The following is a 25,920-nucleotide window of genomic DNA, read 5'->3' on the forward strand; positions in this document are numbered from 1 at the left end:
AGAGTATAAGGAAACAGGCTGTCGGGGTAACCGACAGCCTGTTTTTAGTTCAAGAAAGAGTGTCATTCTTCCTCTTCTTCAGCTTTATCCGTGTCTTGCTCTTTATCATTGACGGTGTCTTGCTCTTTGTCGGTCTCTTGATTTTCCTGATCTGTATTCTCTTTGTTTTGATCTTTATCTTGAGCTGGCTCTTTATTATTATCCGTTTGCGTTTCTTTTTCTGGTTCTTTTTCTTTATCTTTACCTGAACCGTTCTCTTCTTTTGAGTCTGTTTTTTTATCTTCGTTAGCTATTTTATCTTTTCCACGATCATCTTTAGTTTTTGTGGAATCTTCTTTTGAACCGGTCTTTTTAGCGCCGCTTTCAACACGTTGAGAAGGGGCTGATTCTTTGCCGACTATGTCTACGGCCGTTACATAATAGGAACCGCCTGAGCCGACTTTATAAACAAGGCTCTCCCCAGCATTGATGCTCGCCACTTTCTTGCCGTCTTTATAGACACGATAACCGACGACATCTCCTTCATCATGCAAGCCCCATGTAATTTTATCGTTACCGATCGTTATGGATAGGGGATCTGGTGCCTTGCCATTATCATTCAATTTCGCTGTCGCCCCGACGACATTTCCTGATTTTTCGGCTCCAGGAATCACGGAGCCCGGGTCAACGACATATCTCAATCCGATATCTGCAAATGAATCTGGATTCAACATGAACCCGCCGCTTGTGAATTCGCCAGGCGTTTGCGGAAGGGCTGCGTAGCGTTTGCTGCCGACTGATACATATTGTCCATCTATGAAACTATCATCCGCCCTGGATGGAGCATATTTCGCGATGAATAAATCCGATTTGACAAGCCCGGCCTTTTGGCATGAGCTTGAAGGAAGCAGTCCTGAAACGCCACAGAAGGAACGGCTGACAATTCCGCCCGGCATTTCAAAACGCTTATCGGGGTCAATGAGTTTAGGGTCGACTTTATATGCGGCATTGATCAGATCTGCCCAATAATACATATTACGTTTATTATATTCAAGACCATTATAGGTCCCTTGCAAGGATTTCGGTGTATCATATCCCAGCCATGTACCGAATGATACATTGGGATTCGTAGCGACGAACCAAGCGTCCCAATAGTTTTGTGAAGTACCGGTCTTACCTGCCCAATCGCTTGAGAAGGCAAGTCGGTTCCTGACCGAGGACGCCGTCCCGCTGTTTACGACATCACGCATCATATCAAGCGTCAAGTAAGCGGATTGCGGAGAGAAAACATCCACTGGTTTCACTTTATGCTGATAGATGACTTTGCCATCTTTCGAAACGATCTTATCGATCATATAAGCATCGATGAATTCTCCTGAATTGGCAAATGTACCAAATGCATTGACGTTTTCTTCAACGGTTACACCTTTTTCCATCGCACCTAATGACAAGGCAAGATTGGAGTAATCCCCTTTCGTCACGGTGGAGAAGCCCATTTTTTCCAAATACGAAGCGGGGCTCAGGTTGATTATTTTCTTGTAAAAGAGCGCTGCCGGGATATTGTAGGAATTCTTCAGGGCCTCGCGGGCAGTCGATACTCCCGTATAGCTGCCGCCGCCATAGTTTCCTGGACTCCACGGTTTGCCGCCTGTTGGAATGGAGATCGGCACATTAGCCGATACGCTGCCAGGCGAGATCTTGCCTAGCTCGATGCCTGGGCCATATATCACCAGGGGCTTCATCGTTGATCCGTTCGATCGCAATGATGCGGTGGCGTGGTTCGTCTGTTCCCGCTTGAAATCACGGCCGCCTACGAAACTGATGATTTTTCCTGTTTTATTTTCGATGAGAATGGCCCCGGCTTCAACGGGCTCACTCACCGTTTTCATTTCCTTCGTATCTGGATCGACGACTTGTGCCGTTTTATCGTATCCATAATTCGGATAGTTTTTCGTAACTTCCTGCATCTTGTCATAAATCTTTTTATCGATTGTCGTATAAATCTGATAGCCGTTTTGCCGCAGCTTACGATCGGCAAGTGCTAGATATTGAGCTTTTAAATCATCATTCTTTAAATCTTTCTCTTCATATCCATCTTCTTTTGCCAGACTGACAGATAGGATTTCGATGGAGCGTTTTTCGATTTCATAGGTGAGCCATGGATATTTCTCCGACGGCATCTCCGTTTTACCGATAAAGTCTTTTGTAATGTCGTATGCGTTTGCTTTATCATATTCTGCTTTTGTTATGTATCCGTTACTATACATCCGCTTTAAAACGGTTTTCATCCGGTTGATGCCGGGCTCTTGATTTTCCTTCAATTTTCCTTTCTGGGTATATGGTGTATATCCGAAAGGGCTTTGCGGCAATCCAGCGATAAAGGCTGATTGGGGCAGTGTCAGATCTTTGGCCTCCACGCCAAAAATACCTTCAGCGGCGGACTCGACCCCGGCGATGTTACGGCCTGAAGAGTTTCGTCCCAAAGTGGAGACGTTTAAGTACGTTTCCAAAATCTCTTCCTTTTCAAAGAATTTTTCGACCCGGAGCGCAAGCAGGATTTCTTTTGCTTTCCGTTCAAACGATACTTCGTTGGTCAGGACCTGGTTTTTAATGAGCTGCTGTGTTAATGTACTTCCTCCCGATTGGACGGTTGCATTCGAAAATTCCTGGTAAATCGCACGCAGGATAGCTTTCGGAACAACCCCGTCATGCTCATAAAAATACTCATCTTCAGTAGCGATGACTGCATTTTTTAGATGCTCGGAAACTTTATCGATGGACACTTCTTCACGCTCAAGGTCACTCTTAAGCTTGCCCAAGTATACTTCATCAGCAAAGTATACCTCAGAGGTCTCTTCATAATTGTAAATGTCTTTTTTCAAATCTTCTTTTGAGCGTACCGGCTCATCATTGACGAGGGCAGCGAAATAGCCGGCTCCGACGCCGCCGGCGAATGAGAATCCTAGAATCCCCACAATAATGAAGATCAGCGTTAAATTCCAAATGACTTGGTATGTAACCCGCGCGTTCTTATGTGTTTTTTCATTTTGAAAAAAACGGGTCAGCTGCTTCCAGACTGTTAGAAATCTATCTTTTTGATTATTATTCATCGTATCATACCCCCTGAAATCACATATATTATAGCATACAACAGGTAGGGGAAAGGGCATCTTTCTTATTTTTCTATAATCTGTAAGGGTATGTTGACAAGGAATCTTATGTATGATAAAAGTTTATTAACAACAATAAAATGATTAAATGATCGCGATGATAGGACCCAGTAGTCAGACTATCCCTGTTTCAGAGAGCCGGTGGTTAGTGGAAATCGGTACAAATAGTATGATGAATTACTTCCTGGAGCATTTGCTGTGAAATGATTAGTAGCAGGAAACGGTTGACGACCGTTATTCGTCTTGAGCGGAGGGCATAGTATGTCCTCAAGTTGGGTGGTACCGCGAATTCATTCGTCCCTTCATATTTATGAAGGGGCGTTTTTGTGTGCTTTTTGCGGTTTTTTTCTAAGATGAGGAGGAATATTAAATGGAATTGCTTAAAGACCTCGAATGGAGAGGGATTATTTATCAACAAACGGATGAAGAGGGGTTTAAGAACCTTTTAGAAAAAGAGAAAATTTCTTTATACTGTGGTGTCGATCCAACTGCGGATAGTATGCATATCGGACATCTATTGCCATTCTTGACATTGCGCCGTTTCCAGCAGCATGGCCATCGTCCCATTGTATTAGTGGGTGGTGCGACTGGACTTATCGGTGATCCAAGCGGTAAAAAAGAGGAACGCCAGCTGCAAACGCTGGAAAAAGTGCTCTATAATGCCGACTGCATAAAAGGGCAGCTATCCCACATCTTTGAATTCGAAGGTGAAAATGGTGCGATCATGGTCAATAACTATGACTGGATAGGTAAAATCGATATGGTCACGTTCTTGCGTGATTACGGGAAATACATCGGCATTAACTACATGCTGGCAAAAGATACGGTTGCTTCCCGCTTGGATACGGGAATTTCCTTTACTGAATTCGCGTACACGATCTTACAAGGAATTGATTTCGGCCATTTATACAGCAATTACAACTGTAAATTGCAAATTGGCGGCAGTGATCAATGGGGCAATATTACGACTGGGCTGGAAATGATCCGGAAATCCAATGATGAGGATGCAAAAGCATTCGGTATGACGATCCCGCTCGTAACGAAAGCGGATGGAACGAAATTCGGTAAAACGGAAGGCGGAGCGATTTGGCTTGATCCTGAAAAGACGACTCCGTATGAATTTTACCAATTCTGGATCAATACAGCCGATGCTGATGTCGTGAAATACCTGAAATTCTTCACATTCCTATCTCGTGAGGTGATTGAAGAGTTAGAGCAATCCGTACAGTCCGAACCGCATTTGCGTAAAGCGCAAAAAGCTTTAGGGGAAGAAATGACCCGTTTGATTCATGGTCAGGAAGCTCTTGACCAGGCAATCAAAATCTCTGCAGCCCTATTCAGCGGAGAGGTGAAGAATTTAAGTGCGGCGGAAATCAAATTGGGCTTCAAAGATGTTCCTAGCTTCAAACGTGAAAGCAAGGAAGATATCGGTTTGGTCGATTTAATCGTTGAAGCGAAAATTTCGCCATCAAAGCGTCAAGCCCGGGAAGATATTCAGAATGGGGCAATCTCCATAAATGGGGAGAAAGTGACTGATCTGCAATATGTAGTGACGGAAGCTTCTAAGATTGAAGGGGAGTTCATCCTGGTTCGTCGCGGCAAAAAGAAATATACATTAGTGAAATGATTGTTCAAGGCCCGGCTGAATTACAGCCGGGCTTTCTCATGCAGGGGTGTTTAGATGCAAAAAAAACCCCATCCAAGGATGGGGTTTTTGAAGTTATTAACGAGAGTAGAACTCAACGATAAGAGCTTCGTTAATTTCAGCAGGCAATTCAGAACGTTCTGGTAAACGAGTGAAAGTACCTTCTAATTTCTCAGCATCAAAAGTAAGGAAATCAGGAACGAAGTTAGTTGCTTCAACTGATTCTTTAATGATTGAGAAGTTACGTGATTTTTCACGAACTGAAATTGTTTGTCCAAGAGACACTTTGTAAGATGGAATGTCTACGCGGCTTCCGTCTACAGTGATGTGACCGTGGTTAACAAGTTGACGTGCTTGACGACGTGTACGAGCTAAACCAAGACGGTAAACTAGGTTATCAAGACGTGATTCAAGAAGAATCATGAAGTTTTCACCATGTACACCTTTAAGTTTGCCAGCGCGGTCGAACATTGTGCGGAATTGACGTTCAGTGATTCCGTACATGTGACGAAGTTTTTGTTTCTCTTGTAGTTGCATTCCGTATTCAGAAATTTTTCTACGTTGGTTAGGACCATGTTGTCCTGGAGCATAAGGGCGTTTTTCTAATTCTTTACCAGTACCTGTTAGGGAAATTCCTAAACGACGGGATAGTTTCCAGCTTGGGCCAGTATAACGAGCCATAGGATGACTCCTCCTTTAAATGTTTTTATTTTGGTAAAATAAAAACCGTGTGAATGTACGATTATGACCATTTTGTTTTCATGTACCTTCGCCCTAGCAGCAGAGGGTTACGAGATACACCTCTGTATTGAGGAACAAAATGAGAACATAAAGGCTGTCACATAGGCTGCAATATTTTACACAAAGAGTATTGTATAATATTTGGCTCAATGAGTCAAGGCCAGTTGTGATTAATTAAAAGGCGTAGATAAAGAGAATCGCAGCAGGTAAATTTAAAAACTGCAATTTTTTAGTGAGGTTTTTTCAATGTAAGCGTGATAATGAATGGAGAAAAATATCAAATGGGCCGATGAGGCGTTATATATTGTGAAGAATTCAGGAAGGACCGGGTACATGTACATGGGGCCTTTAATGGAAAAGGGAGCAGGCAAGGATTGCCGCTCCCTTTAACTTTATAGATGCCTGGAAAGGATTTCAGCGAACTTCTCCAGTCCTTGCTGATCCATTTCGTCAAAACGGTCCGTGACCGGACTGTCGATATCGAGGACACCGATCAATTTGCCATCCTTTATGAGCGGTATGACAATTTCAGATCTTGATGCCGCATCACAGGCGATATGTCCAGGGAATTGGTGGACATCCTCTATGCGAAGGGTTTTTTCAGTCGCCGCTGAAGTCCCGCAAACGCCCCTGCCCATTGGAATGCGGACACAGGCTGGAAGGCCCTGGAAGGGTCCCAAAATTAATTGGCCTTCTTCGTATAAATAGAAGCCGACCCAGTTAATCTCATCAAGAAACTGATTAAGTAAAGCTGCCGCATTGCTTAAATTGGCTATCCGGTTCGTTTCATCTTCAATTAAGGCAAGAAGCTGCTTTTGGACCAGATCATAGTTATTTTCTTTTTTTCCTTGATACATTTCGACATTAAACAAAAGCGTTCACCTGTCTTCCGCATATTTTTACAGCACTTTCTAATCATGTTGCTTTATTGTTGGGAAATTGTCGAGAACTTACTAAAGGATTCAGGCTCTTCCGTGAAGAAATAGTCCACAAGACTTGTCTCAAAGAAAGCGAGGGATTGCCTGAATGAATCGCCAGACGCCAACGAAACAAGCCATTGTGGAAGCTGCATTGCATTTATTTCATTTAAAAGGCTATCATGCTACATCCATACGGGATATTGCGAATAAAGCCAAAGTGAACGCTGCGAATATTGCCTACTATTTCAAGAATAAGCAGGGGTTGCTGGAATTCTGTTTCACTTCCTATTTAGAAGAGTATATCCTGGTCCTTGAGACGAACATGACACTGCTGGAACTAAAAGGTCCGCAGCATTGCTTGATGAATCTTGTAAAGGATATTCTCGCTTTCCAGAGGGAAAACTTCCTTGCTGCACGGTTCATATATGGGGAATCTTCACTCGATTCCAATTTAAATCGTGAAATTCATTCGACTTATTTTACAAAGGAAAAGTCTTATTTTCAATATATTTTGGAACAGGGGATCAAGAGCAGGAGTTTCCAGCAGGTCTCGGTTCCCATGTATATGCTGCAGTTGAAGGGTTTATTGACGGCCCCTGTCCTGCATACCCATTATGCGATGGATGTGCTTCATGTGTTCCCGCAGGAAGCCTACTACACGAATATATATGCCAATGAAGTCGGACGTTTTTTGCAGGATACCCTTTTCATCGACCTACAGCCACTGTTAGCCGGGCGGAGCTGAAGTGTATACATGAGTTACCCATTGAACCCTTCAATCAGTGCCTGATGGCCCTGACCCAAATCCTTAGCCTGATGTGCATCGGAACCGTAAATAAGCGGAATGCCGAGATCGAAAGCACGCTTTGCAAACCGTTCAGGAGGGTATGGTTCACGGCATAGCGGCTTTACCTGCCCGGCTCCATTATAATCTAGTTCGTACCTTTGTTCTTTGATCATGTCGAGCACCTTGTAAACCCGCTCGTCAAAACTAGAAGCCGGCGGATATCGATGCTGGAATTTATGGACAAGCGTAATATGCCCGATCCGTTTTGGTTTATAAATGCCTAAATCAGTTGTTATTGATTTTTCCAGAGTATCGTAATATTTGGCATACACCGATTCCACTGAACCTAGTTCATTGGCAATCTCACCAAACCCATTTTCGCTGAAATCGATGCAGTGCCAACTGCTTTGATGCTTGATGAAGTGGACGGAAAGTATACTATCATCAAGGAATTCTCCGATTTCGTCGAGGAATTCTTTTGTTTCTTTTTCATAACCCTCTATAAAGTCAACCTCCAGACCTGTTTTGATCAGGATTTTGTCTTTATGGCGTTCTTTAAGTACGCGGAGCTCTTGAAAGTAATCCAGGAGCAGGGCAGCGTCCATGCCGCTGTCTTTTTCAGGCGTAGGATCTTGAAAATTTCGTGGCAATGGAGCATGTTCCGTAAATGTGATTTCCTTTAATCCTAGTTCGATTCCCCGCGTAATATATTCATCGAATTTATCCGTAGAGCCGTGAGGGCAAAACGGAGTGTGCACATGACCGTCAGCTTTCATGGTCCTTCCCTCCCAAAAAACAGGTATTTGTAGCAATTTTCTACAAAAAAAACATTTTTCTCGTCAAAAATTATTGCTAACATGGTATCATAAAAGCATTAAATTTAACATTTTTAAAATTGATATATAAACGGGCAAGACTGTAAGGATTAGAACAGGGGGCTTACCATGGATTACATAATTGGGGTAATTGTATTAATTTTGATTTTCATCATTTGGGGTTATTTTTTCAAAAAGAGATATTTTAAAGAAATCGATCGACTGGAATCCTGGAAAATAAGCATCATGCACCGCCCCGTGCTGGAAGAGCTTTCTAAAGTCAAACAATTGAACATGACAGGTGAAACAGAGGAAATGTTCGAAAACTGGCGCATTGAATGGGACGCCATCATTACTGATCATATGCCCGAAGTCGAAGAGCTTTTATTCGATGCCGAGGAATTCGTCGATAAATACCGTTTCAGCCGATCAAAAGAAGTACAGCGCAAAATTACAGTCAAGCTGAATGAAATCGAGGAAATGATCAAAAAGATCTTATACGAACTGAATGAACTCGTAGGCAGTGAGGAAAAAAACCGATTGGAAATTGAGGATATCAAGGAATCCTACCGTCAATTGAAGAAATCCCTGCTTGCACATAGGCATAATTACGGGAAAGCTGCTGATAAGCTGGAAAGTACCTTGGATGAAGTATTGCAGATCCTTCAAAAGTATGACGAAGAGACCGTGAATGGCAATTATTTGAATGCGAGGGAGCTTGTTCTATCCATTAAGGAAAAATTGGCGGTTCTGTCGGTTAAAATGGAAATGCTCCCGAAATTATTGGTAGATAGCCAATCCGAGCTGCATTCCCAGCTTCAAGAATTGAAGGATGGTTATGAGGAGATGTCAGGACAGGGGTATCTGTTGAGCCATATCCAATTCGAGCAGGAAATATCCCGGCTTGAGGAAGAGCTGGAACTATATAAAACACAATTGGAAAATGCCGAAACGGAAGCAGTGGATAAAGGCATTAAAGATATGCGCGAAAGCATTGAGGTGCTTTATGACCTTTTGGAAAAAGAAGTACTTTCAAAACAGTATATCTTGAAAAATGATGAAGTTCTCAGGAAAACGATTAGTGACCTTGAATATGAAAACGATAAACTTAAAGTTGAAACCATACATGTTCAACACACATATCATCTGACGGAAAATGAGCTCGATGCACAACGGAAAATGGAAAAGCAGATTGCCCAGATTTCGAAACGCCATCAATTGCTTGTATTGAAAATGGAGGATAATGTGATGGCAAGCTCCCTTATCAGCGAAGAGATGCAGGGGCTGGCTGTACAGTTGAAGGAATTACAGGAAAATCAGAAAGACTTCACGATTAAATTACAGGCTTTACGGAAAGATGAAATGGATGCCAGGGATTCACTGGCTGAATTGAAACGTAAAATGGTCGATACTGGACGATTAATTGCAAAAAGCAATATTCCGGGTCTTCCGGAAGAGTATAAATTGGTGCTATCTGATGCCAAAGAAAGCATGGATGATGTCCAGGGGAAACTTGAAGAAAAGCCGCTTGACATGGCAGCTGTTTATATTTATTTGGAAAAAGCGGTTCAACAGGTGAATAGGGTCCACGAAAAAGCCCAAGAATTAATCGAACATATGTATTTGGCCGAAAAGGTGATCCAATTCGGAAATCGCTATCGAAGCAGTCACGATATGGTTGCCGAGAGCCTTAGGGAAGCCGAGGCGAAATTCCGAAGCTATGAATATCAAGCAGCGTTGGAAACGGCAGCAACGGCCATAGAAAAGGTCGACCCAGGCAGTTTACGAAAAATCGGGGCGAACATAGAAGAAGTCCTTTCCTAAAAACCCGCCAAGGCGGGTTTTTTTCTTTTACCGGATGGACCGTGAATAGACAGGTGGGAAGTTTAAATCATTCTGAGGAATAAAAAGAAGCAATTCTCCTATCATTCATGGACCAGTGTTTTACATTCTCTTTCAAATTCAATTATGTTAATATTAGATGTTGCAACAGCAACATTGAAACTTATATTTAGTAGAGTGACCATCATAGATACAAAAACATGGAAGGTGAGCCCATGATTTATTTTGATAATAGTGCAACAACAAAACCATATCCCGAAGTAATCGAATCATTCATGAAGGTTACTTCGGACTATTTCGGGAACCCCTCTTCACTTCATGGACTTGGGGTGCAATCCGAAAAACTGCTTTCCGCTGCAAGAAAGCAAATCGCTGATTTATTAAAGGTGAAGAGTTCGGAAATATATTTCACTTCCGGGGGGACGGAAGGAAATAATCTTGCCATTAAAGGAACCGCACACTTTCAGGGAAATCGCGGCAAACACATAATCACGACAGCGATTGAACATCCTTCTGTAGAAGATGCATGCCAATCATTGACGAAAATGGGTTATGAGATCACATATCTTCCCGTTAATGAATTTGGGCAAATTGATGTAATGGACCTAAAGGATGCATTGAGGGAGGATACCATTCTGGTTTCCGTCATGCATGTTAATAATGAAGTTGGCTCGATACAGCCGATTGCTGAAATCGGCAAATTGATAAAACATTACCCAAACGTGCTCTTTCATGTCGATAATGTGCAGGGAGCAGGCAAAGTTTCTTTATCATTGCTTGATGCCAATGTGGATTTATGTACAATTTCCGGCCACAAGGTCCACGGCTTGAAGGGGACGGGCATCCTTTATGTTCGTGAAGGCGTTCGGATCGATCCGCTTTTCCATGGCGGCAATCAAGAAACGAAAATCAGGAGCGGTACCGAAAATGTTGCGGGAATCGTCGCCCTATCGAAGGCTTTGCGTATTAGTATGAACAATCAATTGCTGTATCATGATAAGCTGCAGCAAATCAAAACTTATTTATATAAAGGTTTGAAGGAAATGGACGGGGTATTGGTTAACAGTCCTGAAGAAGGGGCACCACATATTGTGAATTTTTCCGTTCCCGGACTTAAATCCGAGGTATTGCTGCATGCACTAGAATCGGAAGGAATATATGTTTCGACAACTAGTGCCTGTTCTTCGAAAAAAAGGACGATAAGCAAAACGGTGGATGCAATGTTCCATAATTCGGCTCGTTCCGAAAGCGTCATCCGAATCAGTACTACCTATGGCAATGAAATGGAAGAAGCAAAGCAAGTTCTGGCGGCGATACAGAAAATAGTCGCTAATTTAGAAAAAATAATGAGGGTTGCAAAATGAAATTTGATCATATAATTATCCGTTATGGAGAAATCTCCACGAAAAAAAGAAACCGTAAAGGCTTTGTAGACAAAATGAAGGCACATATTCGCTGGAGTTTAAAAGATATTGAAGGTGTAGTGCTTACAGCCAACCGGGAGCGGATGTACGTACTCCTGAACGGTGCTGACCATAAGCCTGTCATTGAACGATTGAAAGGCATTTTTGGAATTCAGTCATTAAGCCCTGCGATAAAAATAGAGCGTGATCTGGAAGTGATGAAAACGGCAGCATTGTATTACCTGAATCATACTCTTGAAGAGGTAAAAACGTTCAAGATCACGACAAAACGCGCGGATAAGGATTTTCCATTTAATACCGATGAAATTAACAGGGCAATCGGCGGGCATTTGCTTCGAAATACAGAGGATTTAAAAGTGGATGTAAAGAACCCTGATTTGAACCTGTTAGTGGAAGTGAGACGAGAAGCCGTGTATTTGACAGGTGAAATCATCCAGGGGGCAGGCGGTCTTCCATTCGGGTCAAGCGGAAAGGCGATGCTGATGCTTTCAGGCGGGATTGATAGCCCTGTTGCGGGATTCCTTTCGATGAAACGGGGATTGGACGTGGAAGCTATCCATTTCTACAGCCCACCGTTCACGAGCGAACGTTCACGTCAAAAGGTCATTGATTTGGCGGGCAAGCTTGCCGAAATAAATGGAAGCATGAAAGTGCATATCGTTCCATTTACGGAAATCCAATTATTGGTTCAAAAGCAAATCCCGGAAAACTACTCAATGACTACTACCCGTCGTTTAATGATGCGGGTCGCCGATCGAATTCGTGAAAAGGAAGAAGCCATGGCACTGATTACCGGTGAAAGCCTTGGGCAGGTTGCGAGCCAGACGATGAGCAGCATGTTCGCCATCAATGAGGTGACGAATACACCGATCCTGCGCCCCCTGATTACCATGGATAAAACGGAAATCATCAAAATTGCAAGAGAGCTTGATACTTTTGAAATATCCAATCTGCCGTATGAGGATTGCTGTACGGTCTTTACGCCGGCAAGCCCAAAAACGAAACCGAAACGTGAAAAAGTCAATTACTATGAAAGCTTCGTCGACTTTGATTCCTTGATTGAAAAAGCAGTCTCCGAAACAGAAGTATTGACAGTTAAACCTGGTCAGACTTTCGATAAGGATGAAGCGATGGAAGACTTATTTTAATATCCTGTAATTACCAATAAAATAGTGCGAATGAAGCCATGTGTTTTAACACACTCTATAATCACAAGGAGGTGAAAAACACATGGCAAACAACAACAGCTCAAACGAATTATTGGTACCTGGAGTGGAACAAGCTCTACAACAAATGAAATATGAAATCGCTACAGAATTCGGCGTACAACTTGGTGCCGACACAACATCTCGCGCTAACGGTTCAGTTGGTGGAGAAATCACAAAACGCCTTGTTCAAATGGCTGAACAACAATTAGGCGGAGGCTTCAACAGATAATTTAATAAATATGGCTACAGAGAGCGGGTTTTAACACCCGCTCTCTTTACGTTTGCGGACTGAATTCGTGGACGGCTGAATAATTAACGATTTAATAAATTCCTTAGTTTTACTACATAATTGTTTACTGTTTTATATAATATGAAACCTTATTGGATGGAAGAGATTTGCGACACTCCTGCCGAATAACTGGCTAGCCAAGACCCCGCAGGCGCTTGTGCCGAGGAGGCTTGGCAGACAGTCGGCGGAAAGAGAGCGGATTTCCGAAAGGGGGTATGTGTAATGATTTCCACTCCAGGCACTCGCTTTCCGCGGGCGGTCCGGGAGCCTCCTCGGCGCTCGCCTGCGGGGTCTCCCTTGGCCACGCTTTTCCCGCAGGAGTCTCGTACCTTACGTTCCAATCACTGGAACTTCTATTTTAAGAAATATTGTAGGGAAACTGGCTAATCTTCTCCAATTCGTCTACAGTCTGGCGGTTCCATCAATTTTCCGGCAAAAGGAGTTCCGAATTGCTCTCGCCCCGAACCAAAATTTTAAAAGTAAACTAGTTTATCCTTCATAGTTTTTTACAGTATTTCTTAAAGGATGGAAGAAATTTGCGACACTCCTGCCGAATAACTGGCTAGCCAAGACCCCACAGGCGCTTGCGCCGAGGAGGCTTGGCAGACAGTCGGCGGAAAGAGAGCAGGTTTCTGAAATCAGCGGAATTTTTAAAAAGAAAAACTGCAGACAAACTCACTTTAAGAGTTGTCAAAAGGCTATAAGAGAGTGGATTCCTAAACCCGCTCTCTTTATTTATTTGTAAAAATAAATAGAAATATTAGAGAAGTATCTTGTATAATGAGTAGGTACTAAGAGTTCATAATTGGAGGGGAAGAATATGAAGCGTGAAGACTTATTGGCTCCGGAACATTACAACTTAGTGAGTGAAATGGAACGTTATGCAAAAGATCCAGAAAAAGTTGCCGTACTCTGGGAGAACGAAACCGGAGATAAAAAACAACTTACATATGAGAATTTATTAAAAAGTGCAAATAAAATTGGAAATGCCTTAAAGAAAAAAGGACTGGGTAAAGGTGACACGGTCCTTATCATAATTCCTCGTTTGGTGGAAGCATATCAAGTGTATTTAGCCGCATTGAAAATTGGCATGATTGTCATACCTTGTTCGGAAATGCTTCGTGCGAAAGACTTGCAGTATCGAGTCAACCATGGTGATGTTAAAGGAATCATCAGTTATCATGAATATACTCATGAATTGAATGAAATAGAAGGAGCGGAAATCCTTCTGAAATTCTCAATCGGAAAACGAATCGAAAATTGGTTGGATTTGAATGAGCTTGCCGGCAAAGAATCCGATCAGCTGACAATGGCCGACACGAAGAGTGGGGATATGGCGTTCTTATCGTATACTTCCGGAACGACAGGAAATCCAAAAGGGGTCGTCCATACACATGGCTGGGCTTATGCACATTTGAAAACGTCTGCTGCAAACTGGCTCGGCATCAGCGAAACGGATGTGGTTTGGGCAACTGCGGGTCCAGGGTGGCAAAAGTGGATTTGGAGTCCTTTCCTGGCGGTTCTAGGAACGGGAGCGACCGGTCTTGCTTACCATGGGAAGTTCGAGGCGAAAAAGTATCTACAGTTGCTTCAGGACTACAAAGTGAATGCATTATGCTGCACACCAACCGAGTATCGATTGATTGCAAAGGTGGAAAACCTTGATGACTATGATTTATCCCATCTTCATAGTGCTGTATCAGCGGGAGAGCCTTTAAATCAAAAAGTGTTCGAGGTCTTTAAAAACCATTTCCATATTGAAGTGCGTGATGGATATGGACAGACCGAAAATACCCTGTTGGTAGGTGTAACAAAAGGAATGGAAATTAAATTGGGCTCCATGGGCAAACCGACACCGGGCAACCATGTGGATATCATTGATGATTCCGGTAAGCCCTGTTCTCCTGGTGTAGTGGGGGATATTGCCGTACATGTCGATACACCTGCACTCTTTAAAGAATATTTTAAAGATCCCGAGCGGACATCGCAGCAATTCCGTGGGGATTATTATATCACTGGCGATCAGGCGAAAAAGGATGAGGATGGTTACTTCTGGTTTGAGGGTCGTTCCGATGATATCATCATCAGCTCGGGATATACGATTGGACCGTTTGAAGTGGAAGATGCACTCGTTAAGCATCCATATGTTAAAGAGTGTGCCGTTATAGCAAGTCCTGATGAAATAAGGGGAAATGTGGTCAAGGCGTATGTCGTCTTGATGGATGATATCGATCCGAACAGCCAGGACTTGATCAAGACGCTTCAATCGCACGTGAAAGAATTGACTGCCCCATATAAATATCCAAGGAAAATCGAATTTTTAGAAGAGCTGCCCAAAACGACATCAGGTAAAATCAAACGGGTGGATTTACGGAAAAGGGAAGAAGCACTCCTTAACAATTGATCGAAATGCATGACCGTCAGCCTCCAAGGCTGGCGTTTTTTATTGACAGGGGCTTGGATAAAAGCATAAATATGGGAATTCGTGATATGAGATGGTACACTTACTGCATATCTGCACAGTAACAATCATTTAATAAGGAGTGTAAAGCCGGTGGGAACGTTATGGTTCAATGGGTCGATTTATACGATGATTAAAGAAAATGATCAAGTGGAGGCAGTCTACACTGAAAAGGGGGTAATTGTTGATACCGGCAGCCAGGGCTATTTGAAAAATGAGTATGCCGGCAATATTTCCAGGGAAATCGACTTAAAAGGACAAACGATGCTGCCGGGGTTAGTGGATAGTCACCTTCATTTGGTCGGGCATGGTGAAAGGCTGCTTCGTTTAGACCTTTCTTTGATGGATAGCAGGGAGTCGATCATGAAATCCTTGAAGGAAAAGTGCTCAAAGACCCCGGCTGGAAAGTGGATCGTTGCCGAAGGGTGGAATGAAAACGAATGGCCGAGTCCTGAATTGATATTACGGGATGAGCTCGATGTGATATCGACGGAACATCCCATCGTATTGAAAAGGATTTGCCGTCATGCCTTGGTGGTCAATTCCCGCGCCCTTTTGGAAGCGGATATTAAAGAAGATATTAAAGAACCTTCAGGCGGGGTGATTTGCCGTTATCCTGACGGACGTTTAAATGGTTTATTTAAAGAAAGTCAGGCACAGAACCTTATTTTAGACAGTCTTCCCGGCATTGATCAAGAGTATATCGAAAACGCACTCACAGAGGCCATAGAAGACGCATATAAGCTAGGTTTGACTGGCGGACATACTGAGGACCTCCATTACTATAATGGCTTCATGCCGACATATCAGGCGTTTAAATCGGTAATCGAGGACCGGGAAATGGCCTTTCGCGCGAACTTGCTTGTCCATCATGAAGCGTTTGAAGAAATGCTGGCAGCAGGAGGCGGTTATCAGAAAGGTACGCGATATATTAAATTCGACAGCATGAAGATATTTACGGATGGCTCCTTAGGGGGACGAACAGCCCTGTTGAGCGAGCCTTATGTAGATCAAAAGAATACGAATGGAGTCGCGATATTTACTGAAAACGAGCTTCAGGAATGGGTGAAAAAAGCAAGGGCTGCCGGAATGCCGATTGCTGTCCATGCGATTGGCGATCTCGCTTTTGAATACGTCTTGAATGCAATTGAGGCACTCCCCCCGCAAGAGGGACAGAGGGACCGGCTCATCCATGCACAGATCGTCCGGCCGGAGCTGTTGCAGCGGGCGGCAAAGCTGCCGTTAATCTTTGATATCCAACCGGGCTTCGTCCCGTCCGATTTTCCGTGGGTGGAAGAAAAGGTTCCAGCCAATCTGTTGGAATCCTCATATGCCTGGAAAACCTATTTGAATTTGGGCATCATTTGTGCGGGTGGGTCGGATGCACCCATTGAGCCATTAAATCCAATTTTGGGCATTCATGCAGCTGTCACAAGGATGAAAATCAATAGTGAGGACCATACCGTATATGGCTTGTCTGAAAGGCTTTCCGTTTACGAGGCTTTCGCATTGTATACCAAAGGGAGTGCTGCAGCAATCGGCCAGGAAAAACGCCGCGGTGTGATCAATAAAGGGTACGATGCCGATTTTACCGTGTTTAATCTGGATGTCTTTGCTGTTGCGCCGGATGACCTCCTAAAAGCTGAGGCGGTCATGACGGTCATCGATGATAAAATCATGTATGATAAAAATTAACAGTTGCAAAAAAAGAAATGGAAATACAAAATTGTTAGATGGAATTAGATAAAGGAATGTAAATGGAAAGAAGGCTTGTTATGAAAGTGGATGAACAAAAAGAAGGGGCGATTTATGCAGCCCTTTCTTACATGATGTGGGGAATCGTGCCGATTTACTGGAAGTTCCTTCAGGGAGTCGGTGCAATAGAAATTTTAGCTCAGAGGGTATTATGGTCTTTCGTGTTCATGCTGGTTTTATTGATGTTCATGAAAAAATGGCAGGCGTTTCTTGTCTATGTCAAAAACATATTGGGAAATCCCAAACTCTTTGTGGCATTACTTACGGCGTCACTGCTTGTTACAGCTAATTGGGGAGTGTTCATCTGGGCCGTTAATACAGGACGGATCCTCGACACGAGCCTTGGATATTATATCAATCCGCTAGTCAGTGTACTATTGGGAGTGATAGTCTTAAAAGAAAAATTGAGCGGGGCCCAAATCATTTCATTCCTGCTTGCAGGAATCGGAGTCTTGATCCTGGGCATTCATTTCGGCACGATCCCGTGGATCTCTCTTGTTTTGGCCATGACCTTTGGATTATACGGTCTGGCAAAAAAAATGATCAAGGCTGAAGCGGCGATCGGGCTGACTCTTGAAACAATGATGGTAACGCCTCTGGCCCTAGGTTACCTGATTTACTTGATGAACCAATCAGAAATGCAGTTCTTTACAGCGGGAAGCACAAGCTTGCTGCTGGTGGGCGGCGGGATTGCCACGGCCTTGCCTCTTTTATATTTTGCGAAAGGGGCGGAGAAGATCCCGTTATCGATGCTTGGCATTTTTCAGTATATCGCTCCGACCTTATCTTTATTAATAGGCGTATTCATCTATCATGAAAGTTTTACCAAAGCACATCTTTTAGCCTTTTTGTTCATATGGTCAGCCTTGGCCGTTTATACACTATCCATAACGAAATGGGGTCAGGCGAATGCCCGCAGGCTTAAAGGCAAAGGGAATATTGGTGCATGAATAAGAAAAAATGCTTGGGAGGAGATCTCTCCCCAAGCATTTTTTTATGCGGGTATATAAAACAAAGAGGTCATGAAAGGTAAATCTTCGAACCTATTTCAGAAACAATACAATTGGAAAGGCTGGCAGGACAGTGATCGGGCTTTGCTCGGGGGATATTTAGTTGGAATTGTCTATAGAAGGAACTATCCAGGAAAATGATATGCGTTGTCAGGAATGCTGATATGGTTGCGTACGGCTTTCTATTGCTATTTAATTCATCGATGATTCCCTGTGACGTCGTTATCCCGATCCCGTGGCCATAAAAGAGGTTATTCCCTAATAATATGGCATTTTCACCTTGCCATTCAGGAGTTGTCTCGTCATGATCAGGGTTTATGAAGTAAACACAATCGCCTGGTAAATAATCCCTCCCTTTGTGAATATTAAGTTCCATGTTCTGTGGAGGGCGCCAGTCATATAAAAATAGGTTTGAAAAAAGGTAATCGAAATTCCTAGGGCCGATTGAATCCAAAATGGCCTTTAAAAAAGTGACGACGATTGCTGTCCCGCATTCGAAGGCATAAAGCCTTCCATTCATGAAAATGTCAACGAGTGCAGCATGAGGGAGAATCCCTGGCTGAAGGGTAAAGGTGCCATCCTTTGAAAGGTGCCAATATTGTTGATTGGATTGAGATTCCTCAAGTGTGGAAAATTCTGGACCGCTTTTATCCAACGCAATAGCTGCTTCTATGACTCGGTTCCTCAGCTGTATATCGAAATTAAACTCTCCAAAATTCCGGTATTCAAAAACGTTAGTATCTTCATCCAGCAATTGGAGAATTTCAAGCGACTCAGCAGATGCTATTCCTGGTTGGATGTGACTGACATCTAACCATCTGTGATTAATCTTTATCATGATCATATCCACCTTTTGCTTATTAAATTAACGGTTTATAAAACCAGTAAACATAAATGTCTACAGATAATGCTCATTATATGAATGCATGCAAAGAAATGACTATTTAGAAATTGTCAGCCACCGCTGCAGTCAAGAATGATTGGAATGAAAAGAGGCAGAATTACATTGATTTCAATGATTTTCGTTCCAAAAGATGTTTTGCTAGATATCCTTAAGAGTAAGGAATACCTTTCAAATTAGTGATAAGAAGCAAATTAGTATTCCCTTTTCCCTATGAATTGATATAATGAGAGAGAAAAGTTCATATGTGCGAGAAATGTAGGGGGGCCAGTACTGCTGGCTGAGATTGCATCCTTTAGATGCTGACTCTTTGAACCTGATCTGGGTGATGCCAGCGGAGGGAACATATTATTACTGACTTTCTGTTTTGTATGTTAACGTCCGAATTCATCTTCGGGCGTTTTTTGCTTTTTATCCAGTATTTGAATAGACCCTGGAGCCCCATTATGGTTCCGGCATATGGATCTTATATGATGTGTAGGAGGATAATAACTTGAATAAATTCTTACCACTGTTAACTTCGTTGTTCCTTTTGGCTGGATGTGGTGCAGGCGGAACTAATGAAAAAGAAGAAGCATCTAAAAATGAAGAATTAAAAAAGGTATCGGTCGTGCTCGATTGGACACCGAATACAAACCATACAGGATTGTATGTTGCAAAGGAAAAAGGTTACTTTAAAGAGCAAGGTCTTGATGTGGAAATTATCATGCCAGGTGAAGCTGGAGCGGATAAGCTTGTCGCTTCAGGAAAATCTGAATTTGGCGTGAGCTACCAGGAGGGCATAACACAGGCCCGCGTGCAGGGCGTGCCAATTGTTTCGATTGCTGCAGTCATCCAGCATAATACCTCTGGATTCGCTTCCCCTGAGGCAAAGGACATTAAAACTCCCAAGGATTTTGAAGGGAAAACGTATGGTGGCTGGGGTTCTCCGGTTGAAAAGGCCATTATTGATTCACTCATGAAAAAAGAAAATGCGGATGTAAATAAAGTGGATATAGTCAATACAGGAGACATGGATTTTTTCACTTCGGTTAAAAGGGATATAGATTTTGCCTGGATTTATTATGGATGGACAGGCATTGAGGCTGAGTTGCGAAATGAAAAGCTTAATATGGTTTACTTAACCGAATACTCTGATAAGCTTGATTACTATACTCCTGTTTTGACTACAAATGAAAAGATGATAAAAGAAGATCCCGAAACTGTTAAAGCATTCGTTCATGCAGCATCAAAAGGGTACCAGTTTGCGATTAAGAATCCTGCTGATGCAGCAGACATGTTAATTAAGTCTGCGCCGGATCTTGATGCAAAACTAGTTAAGAAAAGCCAGGAGTGGCTTGCAGCCAAGTATCAGGATGATGCTCCGCGTTGGGGTGAACAAAAACTGGAAATCTGGAAGAATTACAGTGATTGGATGACAGAAAACAAGCTTCTTGAAGGTGATTTCGATCCTGAAAAGGCATTTACCAATGAATTTTTACCAAAATAGGAGGAAATACGATGGCCAATTCATTAATTAGTATACAAATTATTCCTAAAGGGGAAAATGTCATCCCTATGGTCGATGAAGCAATCAAGATCATTGAAGAATCTGGTGTCAAGTATGAGGTTCACCCCCTTGAAACGACAATGGAGGGCGAGCTTTCCGAACTTTTTGCCGTGATAGAAAAAATGAATGTAAGAATGATTGAAATAGGATCGCCGAATGTCATTTCCCAAGTGAAAATATTATATCAACCAAGCGGGATTACGATGGATACGTTAACGGAGAAATATCGGGCATGATCGGAAGGGGAATTTGGAAGAAGGGGGCTCCCTTCTTTCTTTTATTATTGTTGCTGATAGTTTGGGAGTCAGTGACAGTCTTATTGAAGGTTGAACAATGGCTGCTTCCCGCTCCATCGGCCATTTTCATTGAAGGAATTGAGTCGTCGCGCAATCTTTACGGACACCTTATATCGACAACCGAGCTTGCGTTGTCGGGTTTTTTTATTGGTAGCTGCATCGGCTTATTGGTTGCTGCAACCTTACACCTATTTCCAGGTGTGAAGGACGCGGTTTATCCTCTGCTCATACTATCACAAAATATACCTATCATAGTTTTGGCCCCGCTATTGGTGATCTGGTTTGGCTTTGGCATGCTGCCTAAGCTAATAGTGATTTCGCTCGTATGTTTTTTTCCGGTTGCGGTTGCATCATTGGACGGTTTTCGCCAGACACCATACGAACTTAAGCATTATTTCAAGATGATGGGAGCGGGGAAAAACCAGTTATTTTGGAAGCTGGAATTTCCTCACTCAATCCCGTTCATTTTCTCCGGCCTGAAAATTTCGGCCACCTATAGCGTAATGGGTGCGGTTATTTCAGAGTGGCTCGGGGCAAAATCGGGGATTGGTGTTTATATGACGCTCGCGTCCTCTGCGTTCAGGACAGACCGGGTGTTTGTTGCCATTTTCATCATTATGGGAATGAGCCTGGTCTTTTTTGGAATCATCACCTTCCTGGAGAAATACTTAGTTTCTTGGAAGAGAAAGGAGGGCGGCAAGGATGAAGCTGGAAATTAAAGATGTCTCCTATTCTTTCGATGGTAAACAGAATATATTGGAGAACATGAATTTTCGTGTGGATGATGGGGAATTTGTCACGATCCTTGGGCCATCGGGCAGCGGTAAAAGTACTTTGTTCCACTTGATCGGAGGTATTTTGAAGCCGGATCATGGCATCATTTCACTGGATGGTAAAAAGATAAATGGTTTAAAGGGCCATATCAGCTATATGCCGCAGCAGCCTTCCCTTTTACCTTGGAGAACGGTATTGGAAAATGTTTTGCTGGGAAGTGAACTTGCTGGGATCAGAGATAAAGAAAAGGCAAAAGCCCTATTGATGAAAGCTGGATTAGAAGAGTATGAGAAAGCATATCCGCATGAATTATCAGGAGGCATGAAGCAAAGGTCCGCATTCATCCGGAGTATCTTAAGTCCACAGGACTTGATGTGCCTGGACGAACCCTTTTCTGCCTTGGATGAACTGACAAGATTGCAAATGCAAAAATGGCTGTTGTCGGTTTGGGAGGAAAATCGGAGGTCGGTGCTTTTTGTTACGCATAGCATAGATGAAGCGGTTTTCCTATCCGATAGAATTTATGTGTTATCTGCAAAACCGGCTGCGGTCATCAAAGAAGTCAAAGTTCCGTTTCCAAGGCCAAGAAGTGAAGAACAGCTTCTTAGTGATGAATTTTTTCATTTGAAAAGAGAGTTATATGCAGCATTAATGCCAACTCTTTCTACTTAAGTAAGGAGGCTATTAAATTTGAGAATCATCGACAGCCATATCCATTTGGATAAATATGATGTTGTTAAGCGGAAGCAGATTCTGACTGACATGGAAAAGGTTCATTTGCAATCCTTGCTGACTGTTTCCATGAATTTGGCTTCTTCTATTAACAATTATCAGCTTTCACTGGAGGATTCCCGAGTTAAGCCAGCCTTTGGCTTTCATCCAGAGCAGCCCCTCCCGAGTGATGAAGAAGTGAACGAATTATTGAACTGGATGCGGGAACATCGTCAAGATATGGTTGCCATAGGTGAGGTTGGACTGCCCTATTATCTAAGGCAGGAAAATCCCGATATGGATAACTCAGCGTATATAGTGATATTGGAGAAGTTCCTGGCTTTTGCTAAAGAGATGGAAAAGCCGGTTATCCTTCATGCCGTCCATGAAGATGCACCTATCGTTTGCGACCTTTTGGATAAGCATCAAATCACAAAGGCGCACTTTCATTGGTTTAAAGGAGATATCCGCACAGTCGAAAGAATGGCCGAAAAGGGCTACCGCATTTCGATTACACCTGATGTTTGTTATGAGAGGGAAATACAGGAATTAATTTCGGCATACCCACTTAAGCTGATGATGATTGAAACGGATGGCCCATGGCCGTTTGAAGGGGTTTTCGAAGGGAAATGGACCCATCCCGGCATGATGCATGACAGTGTGCGTCAAATTGCTTCAATTAAAGGATTGCCGATTGAGGATGTTTATGAAACCCTTTATCAAAATACGAAAGATTTTTATCATATTTAAAGGTACCGGCTATCATATCCGGTACCTTTTTAGTACGTTCAAAGGAAGGTCCTTTTAACCTTTTCCCAAAAGGAATTGTCTTTTAGCTTAACGGTCTTGATGACTTTACCGCTTAACCGGACCTTTACCTGTTCGACATGATTGATGCTTAAGGCTTCATTGTCCATTCCGATGATCGGATAGCTTGGTCCGTTTTGTTCAAGGTGGATGGTCAAAGTCCTATCACCGCTAAGAATGAATGAGGAACCTAAGGTCCGATAGGTATTATTATTGATGGAAGCAAGCTCGCTCACTTGAAAGCAAGGGAGAAGGGGATCGACAACCGCCCCATTGACCGATTTATTATAGGCGGTGCTTCCGGTCGGAGTAGCAATGATGATTCCGTCCCCGCGAAAAGTTTCAAAATGGAGTCGATCAATGAAAATATCCATGATGAACGTTTTGGTGATGGAAGACCGGATACTGAGTTCATTAAGGGCATAAAAGGAGGGCTGATCGTCCAATTGGATATCGATGGTTGGATATTTACGCACCTCGATTTGCTCTCTAGTCATGGCATCGATCATTTTATCCGTATCTTCCAAGTGGAAATCGCAATACATATTCAAGTTACCTGTGGTGGAAATGCCAGCATATAAACAGTCATCCCTGAACCCGGTTTTACGGGCTGCCTGCAGGAATGTGCCGTCATCACCGATGCTTACGATGATGTTTGCTTTTGTGAAATCCTGGATGACTTCATACGAATGTTGCTTCGCCAAGTCTGACAAGTATTCAATCTTGCTAAGCATCTCTGCATTCGGTGCATGGAAAAAATAAATATTCCTTCGAGTGTTCATCATGATCCCTCCTAGTATGTATGTTTATGAAAGGGCTTTCTTTTCTTTTGAGAAAGTAAAACCGCAGTACAAAATGCAGCTGTACATTTCGTACATTTTTATATGACATAGTTTATCATGGAATGAAGCACTTTTGTTAAAGCGGTAACGAAAAGAAAGAATGGTCCGCTCTTGCATGATTAACTAGGATCGTCTTTTTAGGAAGTGAAAAGAGAATAATGGTATAATGAATTCTCAGTAAGGGCTCTTAAATCCCTGCCATACAAAGGGTAGGGTTCGGATATATAAGAAAGTAGGTTATGTGTATGAAAGTACATATCATTGCGCCGTATGAATCAATGATTCCAATTATAAAAGCGTGTTTGCCTCTTTATCCAGACTTGGAAATAGGGTATTCCATAGGCGACTTGGAAAAGGGTGTTGAACTTGCAAAATTGGAAGCGGAAAACGGAGCGGATGCCATAATCAGCCGGGGAGGAACGGCCAAGTTAATTAAGAAATCGGTCAATATCCCAGTGATTGACATGCACCTTTCCGGTTATGATATGATCCGATCCCTGACATTGGCCAGTGAGCTTAAAGATAAAACGGCCATCGTAGGATTTTCAAATATAACATCAGGCGCCCAATCGATTATCGACTTATTGGACCTTCCTTTACAGGTTTATACGGTCCGTGAATCAAAAGATGTAGCTCCTCTCATCTTGACTTTGAAAAACGAGGGCTATAAACAGATTGTTGGTGATGTGATTACTATAAATACTACCATCTCTTATGGCATGAAAGGATTCCTCATTCAATCGGGAAAGGAATCTATCATAAGGGCCATCAATGATGCTAGGGAAATGATTGCCTATCTTCATTACAAAAGCGACATCAATAGGATGTATGAAAGGCTTTTAGTTAAAGAAGTCCATAATATCGTCATTTTAAATAGTGATAATCAAATCGTGTATGAGCATTTAACGGATTTTGATTCCAACCCATTGAGCGATGATCAATATAGAACCATGAATGGAGAAGTGAACGTAAGTAAGCAGCTTCATACCAGTTTTTCACAGGATGGCAGAAGTATAGATGTGGACGGCTTTTGGCATGATGGTTTGTACTCATCATATGGTGTTTATGTATTAGATGCCAGTTCGATGAAACGATTCGATCAAAAAGGGGTGCAGATTAAGGCAGCTTCCATCTCAGAACCGATTGCCATGGATACAGTTCTCATAAATAATGTAACATCGCTCTATAAGAATCATGAAATCATTCACCTAAAAGGAAATCGAGGGACGGGTAAGGAGTTTCTTGTACATTATATACATAATGAACAAGCTAAAAATGGAAAGCTTCTTATAATTGATTTCAAAGAATTCAAGGAAGCTGATCTTAACAAACTGCCTCTTGAGCATATCCGCACCATAACTCTGAAGAATATCGATTGTCTAAATGATTATGAACCATTAAGAGAATTTCTAAGCATTTGCTGCAGAAAAAGTCTATCGATATTCATTGTATCAAATGGTCAAGTCAACGAATCCATTGCTGGGCATTTTGCAATAAACACGATTCATATGCAGGATTTATCGCAACGAAAGAGCGATATAGGAGACTTAACGAAATTCTTTTTATCCTATTATCATCAAACGTATGGAACAACTGCAATGAATATAAAAAGTGATGCTCTTGCTCTTCTGGAAGAGTATTCGTATCCTAACAACATCGACGATTTAAAACAGTTAATTAAGCAAATAGCTTTAAATGAAAAAGAGTATGTGATACGAAGGGAAACCCTTCAGAAAATAATAGAAGATAATAACATTCCGACTGATATCTTCGTTTCGCAAAAAGCGACACTAAAAGAAATGGAAAAGTATATCATTCAGCGAGTTCTTAAAGAGGAAAATTATAATCAAACGAAAACTGCTGAACGATTGGGTATCAACCGGGCAACATTATGGCGCAAACTTAAAGAATGACTTTAAGTTTGTTTTTTTTGATTAATGTGTTGCATTTTTAAACTGTTTTTATAAAAGTAGTTTTATATTTTTATAAGTGTT

The 25,920-nt window shown here is 42.4% G+C and carries 22 protein-coding genes, 1 riboswitch and 1 other annotated feature; of the genes, 16 read left to right on the forward strand and 6 right to left on the reverse strand.

Annotation, left to right across the window (positions count from 1 at the left end):
• Nucleotides 1–62: 62 nt before the first annotated feature.
• Complete coding sequence (locus ACSR9O_RS19640) at nt 63–3,089, reverse strand: transglycosylase domain-containing protein (protein ID WP_491724953.1); 3,027 nt, start codon at nt 3,087–3,089, stop codon at nt 63–65.
• A gap of 148 nt (nt 3,090–3,237) precedes the next feature.
• Nucleotides 3,238–3,454, forward strand: a binding site (T-box leader).
• A gap of 65 nt (nt 3,455–3,519) precedes the next feature.
• Here ACSR9O_RS19640 and tyrS point away from each other — a divergent pair.
• Nucleotides 3,520–4,776: a tyrosine--tRNA ligase gene (gene tyrS, locus ACSR9O_RS19645; RefSeq protein ID WP_101222954.1), complete on the forward strand. Its 1,257-nt coding sequence runs from the start codon at nt 3,520–3,522 to the stop codon at nt 4,774–4,776.
• 96 nt (nt 4,777–4,872) lie between these two features.
• On the opposite strand, the gene rpsD is transcribed toward tyrS, so the two are convergent.
• Nucleotides 4,873–5,475: a 30S ribosomal protein S4 gene (rpsD, locus tag ACSR9O_RS19650; RefSeq protein WP_034309220.1), complete on the reverse strand. Its 603-nt coding sequence runs from the start codon at nt 5,473–5,475 to the stop codon at nt 4,873–4,875.
• 324 nt (nt 5,476–5,799) lie between these two features.
• On the opposite strand from rpsD, the gene ACSR9O_RS19655 reads away from it, so the two are divergent.
• On the forward strand, nt 5,800–5,925 hold the full coding sequence (locus ACSR9O_RS19655) for a hypothetical protein (protein WP_260358325.1): 126 nt from the start codon (nt 5,800–5,802) through the stop codon (nt 5,923–5,925).
• A gap of 2 nt (nt 5,926–5,927) precedes the next feature.
• On the opposite strand, the gene ACSR9O_RS19660 is transcribed toward ACSR9O_RS19655, so the two are convergent.
• A complete protein-coding gene (locus ACSR9O_RS19660; RefSeq protein ID WP_491724954.1) occupies nt 5,928–6,407 on the reverse strand; it encodes a GAF domain-containing protein in 480 nt (159 codons plus the stop codon).
• Between the two features lie 154 nt (nt 6,408–6,561).
• Here ACSR9O_RS19660 and refZ point away from each other — a divergent pair, with 154 nt between their 5' ends.
• Entirely contained in the window at nt 6,562–7,200 is a 639-nt protein-coding gene (refZ, locus tag ACSR9O_RS19665) for a forespore capture DNA-binding protein RefZ (RefSeq protein ID WP_101222952.1), read from the forward strand.
• A 14-nt stretch (nt 7,201–7,214) separates the two neighbouring features.
• On the opposite strand, the gene hisJ is transcribed toward refZ, so the two are convergent.
• A complete protein-coding gene (gene hisJ, locus ACSR9O_RS19670) occupies nt 7,215–8,018 on the reverse strand; it encodes a histidinol-phosphatase HisJ (RefSeq protein WP_452444559.1) in 804 nt (267 codons plus the stop codon).
• A gap of 168 nt (nt 8,019–8,186) precedes the next feature.
• On the opposite strand from hisJ, the gene ezrA reads away from it, so the two are divergent.
• The 7 genes from ezrA (at nt 8,187) to rarD (ending at nt 17,986) form a co-directional block, all read left to right on the forward strand.
• Complete coding sequence (ezrA, locus tag ACSR9O_RS19675) at nt 8,187–9,881, forward strand: septation ring formation regulator EzrA (RefSeq protein ID WP_491724955.1); 1,695 nt, start codon at nt 8,187–8,189, stop codon at nt 9,879–9,881.
• A gap of 233 nt (nt 9,882–10,114) precedes the next feature.
• Nucleotides 10,115–11,263, forward strand: a complete 1,149-nt coding sequence (locus tag ACSR9O_RS19680; protein WP_491724956.1) for a cysteine desulfurase family protein — start codon at nt 10,115–10,117, stop codon at nt 11,261–11,263.
• Nucleotides 11,260–12,471 (forward strand): tRNA uracil 4-sulfurtransferase ThiI, encoded by a 1,212-nt coding sequence (gene thiI, locus ACSR9O_RS19685; RefSeq protein ID WP_491724957.1) that lies wholly within the window; start codon nt 11,260–11,262, stop codon nt 12,469–12,471. The genes ACSR9O_RS19680 and thiI overlap by 4 nt, the downstream gene beginning before the upstream one ends.
• An 82-nt stretch (nt 12,472–12,553) precedes the next feature.
• On the forward strand, nt 12,554–12,760 hold the full coding sequence (locus ACSR9O_RS19690; protein WP_034309203.1) for an alpha/beta-type small acid-soluble spore protein: 207 nt from the start codon (nt 12,554–12,556) through the stop codon (nt 12,758–12,760).
• A gap of 880 nt (nt 12,761–13,640) precedes the next feature.
• Nucleotides 13,641–15,224 (forward strand): acyl-CoA synthetase MbcS, encoded by a 1,584-nt coding sequence (gene mbcS / locus ACSR9O_RS19695; RefSeq protein WP_491724958.1) that lies wholly within the window; start codon nt 13,641–13,643, stop codon nt 15,222–15,224.
• 150 nt (nt 15,225–15,374) lie between these two features.
• Nucleotides 15,375–16,976 carry an amidohydrolase gene (locus ACSR9O_RS19700; protein ID WP_260358322.1) on the forward strand — a complete coding sequence of 534 codons (1,602 nt, stop codon included), beginning with the start codon at nt 15,375–15,377 and terminating at the stop codon, nt 16,974–16,976.
• Nucleotides 16,977–17,056: 80 nt separating this feature from the next.
• Nucleotides 17,057–17,986, forward strand: a complete 930-nt coding sequence (rarD, locus tag ACSR9O_RS19705; protein ID WP_101222945.1) for an EamA family transporter RarD — start codon at nt 17,057–17,059, stop codon at nt 17,984–17,986.
• Between the two features lie 70 nt (nt 17,987–18,056).
• Here rarD and ACSR9O_RS19710 read toward each other — a convergent pair whose 3' ends face one another.
• The gene (locus tag ACSR9O_RS19710; protein WP_230176735.1) at nt 18,057–18,884 is read right to left on the reverse strand and encodes a TGL-type protein-glutamine gamma-glutamyltransferase; all 828 of its coding nucleotides are present in this window, start codon (nt 18,882–18,884) and stop codon (nt 18,057–18,059) included.
• Between the two features lie 313 nt (nt 18,885–19,197).
• Nucleotides 19,198–19,307, forward strand: a riboswitch (TPP riboswitch).
• 133 nt (nt 19,308–19,440) lie between these two features.
• On the opposite strand from ACSR9O_RS19710, the gene ACSR9O_RS19715 reads away from it, so the two are divergent.
• The 5 genes from ACSR9O_RS19715 to ACSR9O_RS19735 are packed head-to-tail and all read left to right on the forward strand — an operon-like array spanning nt 19,441 to nt 23,027.
• A complete protein-coding gene (locus tag ACSR9O_RS19715) occupies nt 19,441–20,436 on the forward strand; it encodes an ABC transporter substrate-binding protein (protein WP_101222944.1) in 996 nt (331 codons plus the stop codon).
• An 11-nt stretch (nt 20,437–20,447) separates the two neighbouring features.
• Nucleotides 20,448–20,732, forward strand: a complete 285-nt coding sequence (locus ACSR9O_RS19720) for a thiamine-binding protein (RefSeq protein ID WP_034309193.1) — start codon at nt 20,448–20,450, stop codon at nt 20,730–20,732.
• Entirely contained in the window at nt 20,729–21,511 is a 783-nt protein-coding gene (locus ACSR9O_RS19725) for an ABC transporter permease (RefSeq protein WP_101222943.1), read from the forward strand. The genes ACSR9O_RS19720 and ACSR9O_RS19725 overlap by 4 nt, the downstream gene beginning before the upstream one ends.
• A complete protein-coding gene (locus tag ACSR9O_RS19730) occupies nt 21,495–22,238 on the forward strand; it encodes an ABC transporter ATP-binding protein (protein WP_101222942.1) in 744 nt (247 codons plus the stop codon). Before ACSR9O_RS19725 ends, ACSR9O_RS19730 begins: the two co-directional genes overlap by 17 nt.
• Before the next feature lie 18 nt (nt 22,239–22,256).
• Nucleotides 22,257–23,027, forward strand: a complete 771-nt coding sequence (locus tag ACSR9O_RS19735; RefSeq protein WP_260358319.1) for a TatD family hydrolase — start codon at nt 22,257–22,259, stop codon at nt 23,025–23,027.
• A 38-nt stretch (nt 23,028–23,065) separates the two neighbouring features.
• Here the strand turns inward: ACSR9O_RS19735 and ACSR9O_RS19740 are convergent, their stop codons facing one another.
• Complete coding sequence (locus tag ACSR9O_RS19740; protein WP_101222940.1) at nt 23,066–23,866, reverse strand: NAD kinase; 801 nt, start codon at nt 23,864–23,866, stop codon at nt 23,066–23,068.
• Nucleotides 23,867–24,171: 305 nt separating this feature from the next.
• On the opposite strand from ACSR9O_RS19740, the gene ACSR9O_RS19745 reads away from it, so the two are divergent.
• On the forward strand, nt 24,172–25,839 hold the full coding sequence (locus tag ACSR9O_RS19745) for a PrpR N-terminal domain-containing protein (protein WP_491724959.1): 1,668 nt from the start codon (nt 24,172–24,174) through the stop codon (nt 25,837–25,839).
• The last annotated feature ends 81 nt before the right edge of the window (nt 25,840–25,920 follow it).

The organism is Peribacillus sp. B65 (assembly GCF_058513295.1).

What these genes read in the sequence shown, in the direction of transcription:
- ACSR9O_RS19640 (WP_491724953.1), bottom strand. Translation starts at nt 3,089, where the DNA reads ATGAATAATAATCAAAAAGATAGATTTCTAACAGTCTGGAAGCAGCTG.
- tyrS (WP_101222954.1), top strand. Translation starts at nt 3,520, where the DNA reads ATGGAATTGCTTAAAGACCTCGAATGGAGAGGGATTATTTATCAACAA.
- rpsD (WP_034309220.1), bottom strand. Translation starts at nt 5,475, where the DNA reads ATGGCTCGTTATACTGGCCCAAGCTGGAAACTATCCCGTCGTTTAGGA.
- ACSR9O_RS19655 (WP_260358325.1), top strand. Translation starts at nt 5,800, where the DNA reads ATGGAGAAAAATATCAAATGGGCCGATGAGGCGTTATATATTGTGAAG.
- refZ (WP_101222952.1), top strand. Translation starts at nt 6,562, where the DNA reads ATGAATCGCCAGACGCCAACGAAACAAGCCATTGTGGAAGCTGCATTG.
- hisJ (WP_452444559.1), bottom strand. Translation starts at nt 8,018, where the DNA reads ATGAAAGCTGACGGTCATGTGCACACTCCGTTTTGCCCTCACGGCTCT.
- ezrA (WP_491724955.1), top strand. Translation starts at nt 8,187, where the DNA reads ATGGATTACATAATTGGGGTAATTGTATTAATTTTGATTTTCATCATT.
- ACSR9O_RS19680 (WP_491724956.1), top strand. Translation starts at nt 10,115, where the DNA reads ATGATTTATTTTGATAATAGTGCAACAACAAAACCATATCCCGAAGTA.
- thiI (WP_491724957.1), top strand. Translation starts at nt 11,260, where the DNA reads ATGAAATTTGATCATATAATTATCCGTTATGGAGAAATCTCCACGAAA.
- ACSR9O_RS19690 (WP_034309203.1), top strand. Translation starts at nt 12,554, where the DNA reads ATGGCAAACAACAACAGCTCAAACGAATTATTGGTACCTGGAGTGGAA.
- mbcS (WP_491724958.1), top strand. Translation starts at nt 13,641, where the DNA reads ATGAAGCGTGAAGACTTATTGGCTCCGGAACATTACAACTTAGTGAGT.
- rarD (WP_101222945.1), top strand. Translation starts at nt 17,057, where the DNA reads ATGAAAGTGGATGAACAAAAAGAAGGGGCGATTTATGCAGCCCTTTCT.
- ACSR9O_RS19710 (WP_230176735.1), bottom strand. Translation starts at nt 18,884, where the DNA reads ATGATAAAGATTAATCACAGATGGTTAGATGTCAGTCACATCCAACCA.
- ACSR9O_RS19720 (WP_034309193.1), top strand. Translation starts at nt 20,448, where the DNA reads ATGGCCAATTCATTAATTAGTATACAAATTATTCCTAAAGGGGAAAAT.
- ACSR9O_RS19725 (WP_101222943.1), top strand. Translation starts at nt 20,729, where the DNA reads ATGATCGGAAGGGGAATTTGGAAGAAGGGGGCTCCCTTCTTTCTTTTA.
- ACSR9O_RS19730 (WP_101222942.1), top strand. Translation starts at nt 21,495, where the DNA reads ATGAAGCTGGAAATTAAAGATGTCTCCTATTCTTTCGATGGTAAACAG.
- ACSR9O_RS19740 (WP_101222940.1), bottom strand. Translation starts at nt 23,866, where the DNA reads ATGAACACTCGAAGGAATATTTATTTTTTCCATGCACCGAATGCAGAG.
- ACSR9O_RS19745 (WP_491724959.1), top strand. Translation starts at nt 24,172, where the DNA reads ATGAAAGTACATATCATTGCGCCGTATGAATCAATGATTCCAATTATA.